This window comes from Bacillus sp. JJ1127 (assembly GCF_036965845.1).
Taxonomy (GTDB): domain Bacteria; phylum Bacillota; class Bacilli; order Bacillales; family Bacillaceae_G; genus Bacillus_A.
Map to the genome: position 1 here is coordinate 1 of NZ_JBALQK010000019.1, position 4102 is coordinate 4102.

Here is a 4102-nt window from a genome sequence, read left to right on the forward strand (position 1 = left end):
GTTCAGTTTTCAAAGAACTCGTTTGTCGCTCATTTGCGACTTCCTTATGTTAGCATCTTCGTTTTTCGATGTCAACCAAGTTTTTTATTTTTTCGCTTTCTGCCGTTCCGCATCAGCGACGCTTATTAATATATCACCCTGTCATTTAAATAGCAAGTGATTTTATAAAAAAATATAAAATTATTTTATCCCCTAATCAATGACGCCATTATTCCTTATTCATTAGGATCATATCCTACTTAACAAACTTTGTTTCATCATACATCCATTCCTCTATTTGCTTCCTAATCGGTGAACAAAACCAACTCTAATTGAAACATTAAATTCAGTAGAAACTTTCTTCATCCTCACTAATCATTAGATTTTTAAGAACACCTTATCTCCTATTTAACCTCTGTACTTCTACTGAATTTTGAAACAAAAGTATTTTCTCTCATTAGTATGCGATAAAGTGAAACATTAATGAGTGGGGGTCTTCATCCCCCACTCATTATCAGCCCTCACCAATCGGGCTTTTACGGGCAGTTTATCTCCTACCTAACTTCTTTAGAAAAACGGAAGCGGCTCGCTCAGAATCGCAGGACGTTGGAGCCTCCGACAGAGAGGCGCTTTTTGCCTCGTCCGAGGGGGCGAAACGACCGGAGATTCTAGCCGCTAGAGCTGGATAATGCTTTCGCCGAATTTTGAGGTGGGAGTATTACTGCCCGCGAATAGCGGGATAAATAGCATTTCCACTTCTTACTTTCCCACTATCTATTACGCCCCCATTTTTAAAACATTCTTTTCCTAAATTAGCACTTCTTCAATATTGAGATTTCTCTCAGTGATTAAAATCCCCCAAAAGGATCACAAGACACTTCTCATGCTTAAGAATATTTTTAGAATTTTTTTACATTTATTTAATGAAAAATATCCAGATTTTGTTATATAGTAACAGAGTGGACTACAAAAACAACTTAAACGGAGGAATTAATTTATGGATAGGTTAACAAAGTTCTCATTAAAAAACCGAGCCGCTATTATTATCATGGTTTTTCTCATTTCTGTACTCGGCATTTATTCTGGCTCTAAATTACCAATGGAATTTCTACCTAGTGTCGATAACCCCGCAATAACTGTTACTACATTATCTCAAGGCTTAGACGCTGAGACAATGACAAAAGAGGTAACTGAACCTCTCGAAAAACAATTTCGAAATCTAGAACATGTTGATACGATTACCTCTTCTACTTACGAAGGTTTATCGCGTATCGATATCGCATACACATCTAAAGCCAACATGAAAGATGCAGCACGCGAAGTCGAAAAGATTACTGGCAACGTGAATTTTCCAAAAGAAATTACAAAACCCGTCGTCAGCCAACTTAACACCTCTATGATTCCACTTGCACAGATTACCATTCAAAAACAGAATGGTTTTACAAAAGCTGATGAAAAACAGATTGAAAAAGAAATCATCCCACAACTTGAAAGTATCGACGGCGTTGCTAACGTCATGTATTACGGTAAATCAACATCTGAGCTATCTATCGTATTAGACCCAGATCGAATGAAAGATAAAAACGTAACATCTCAGCAAGTATTGACTGCTTTACAAGGAAAAGAAACTTCCACTCCAGCTGGACAGGTCACTGTAAACAACGAAGACCACACCCTTCGCATCATTGGAAATGTAAAAGATGTAGATGAAGTAAAGAACATTACACTCGTACCTCAAGTAAAATTACAAGATATAGCTCAAGTAGAAGCAAAACAACATCATGACGCTGTTTCACATATAAACGGCGAAGAGGGAACTGCATTAGTTATTATGAAAGAACCTAGCAAAAATGCCGTTGAAATCGGGAAAGAAATCGATAAAAAAATTAAAAATATAAGTAAAGAATATAAGGATACTTACACAATTAAGTTACTATCCTCTACTCACGAACAAGTCGAAAACGCTGTTACAAGTATGGGAAAAGAAGTAATCTTAGGAGCAATCGCTGCAACATTTATCATTTTAGTCTTTTTACGTAGTATTCGAACAACACTGATTGCTGTTGTTAGCATTCCGTTATCAATTTTACTAACACTTTTTTTACTTGATCAATCTAATGTGACGTTAAACATTTTAACTCTTGGAGGGCTAGCGGTTGCTGTTGGACGCCTTGTTGATGATAGTATTGTTGTCATTGAAAATATTTTCCGTCGTTTACAAAAAGACCACTTTTCAAAAGACATCATTCTAGATGCCACAAAAGAGGTGGCTGTCGCTATTACCTCTTCTACATTAACAACAGTCGCTGTATTTTTACCTATTGGTCTTGTATCAGGCTCAATTGGTAAATTTATGTTACCTATGGTATTAGCAGTTGTATACTCTATACTTTCTTCATTAGTTGTCGCACTAACGGTTGTTCCACTTATGGCATTTTTATTACTCAAAAAAACAAGACAACGAAGTACACAACCTTCAAGAAAATATACAGCTACTTTAAAATGGGCGCTTTCGCATAAGTTTATTATTTTATTCTCTTCTTTCTTATTATTTGCCGGATCAATTGCCGCTTATATATTACTACCAAAAGCAAATATAAAATCAGAAGACGATACGATGCTTTCAATCAATATGACATTCCCAACGAACTACGACCTTGAATCTAGAAAGCAAAAAGCCTTTGATTTTGAAAAAAAATTACTTTCTAATGATGATGTAACAGACGTTATCTTAAAAATGGGTTCAAGCGCTGAGGATGCACAGTGGGGACAAACAACTAAAAACAACCTTGCATCTCTGTTTGTACTCTTCAAAAAAGGAACTGATATCGATCAATATATCGAAAAATTTAAAAAAGAGCATACAGACTTTAAACCAGCCGAATTCGATTATATCAAAACAAGCTATTCTAATTTTGGCGGTGGAAACAGCTTGCAATTTAACGTGACAGCAAACAACGAAGCAAATTTAAAAAAAGCTGCTGATATCGTTGAAACAAAACTAAAAAGTATAGACAGTCTTTCTAAAGTAAAAACCAATATTGAAGAATCAAAAAAAGAATGGCAAATTCATATTGATCAAACGAAAGCAGAACAAGTTGGATTAACACCAGAAACAACAGGACAACAAGTTTCATTCCTAATGAAGACATCACCGATTGGTCAACTGACAATCAACGATGAGAAAACAACTATCATGTTAGAAAATAAGAAAGAAAAGATAAGCAACAAAGAAGACATTCTTAACACAAATATCTTGTCACCTATAGCTGGACCGATTCCTTTAAAAGACATTGCAACTATTTCGGAGAAACAATTACAAACAGAGATCTTCCATAAAGACGGGAAAGAAACCATTCAAATAACTGCCGAAACAACAAATGAAGATTTAAGTAAAGTAAACACTGAAGTGAACAAAGCTATTTCAGAATTAGACCTACCAAACGGCGCGAAAGTTAAAATTGCTGGTTCAACTGAATCCATGCAAGAAGACTTTACAAATTTATTCAAAATCATGGGTATCGCAATCGGGATTGTTTATTTAATTATGGTCATTACTTTCGGGCAAGCACGCGCCCCATTTGCGATTTTATTCTCTTTACCACTCGCTGCTGTTGGCGGTATTTTAGGATTAATCATTTCAAGAACACCAGTCGATTTAAACGCACTAATCGGTGGATTAATGCTAATTGGTATCGTAGTTACAAATGCCATCGTATTAATAGAACGTGTTCAACAAAATAGAGAGAGTGGCATGACGACGCGGGAAGCTTTACTAGAAGCAGGTTCTACAAGGCTACGACCAATTATTATGACAGCTATTACAACGATAGTAGCGATGTTACCACTTTTATTCAGTCAATCACAAGCCGGCAGTATGGTGTCTAAAAGTTTAGCCGTTGTCGTAATTGGCGGTTTAGCAGTTTCAACTGTACTGACACTGGTAGTTGTTCCAGTTATGTATGAATTGTTAGATAAAATCGGTAAAAAAAGACGGTCACGCAGAAAAGTTGACTCTTCTATAGATACACCACGAACTTAACACGAAAAAAACGTTATCTTCAGAACAGAAGATAACGTTTTTTCTTTCTACTATTATATATAATGTCACAGTATCTCACTT

Annotated in this window: 1 protein-coding gene; it reads left to right on the plus strand. The window is 35.8% G+C overall.

The window, feature by feature from the left end; translation table 11 throughout:
• Positions 1-976 precede the first annotated feature (976 nt).
• Positions 977-4021 carry an efflux RND transporter permease subunit gene (locus tag V7183_RS02580; protein WP_335358606.1) on the plus strand — a complete coding sequence of 1015 codons (3045 nt, stop codon included), beginning with the start codon at positions 977-979 and terminating at the stop codon, positions 4019-4021.
• Positions 4022-4102: the final 81 nt, after the last annotated feature.

Bases quoted from the DNA above. Each gene is read 5' to 3' on its own strand.
- V7183_RS02580 (WP_335358606.1), top strand. From the start codon at position 977: ATGGATAGGTTAACAAAGTTCTCATTAAAAAACCGAGCCGCTATTATT.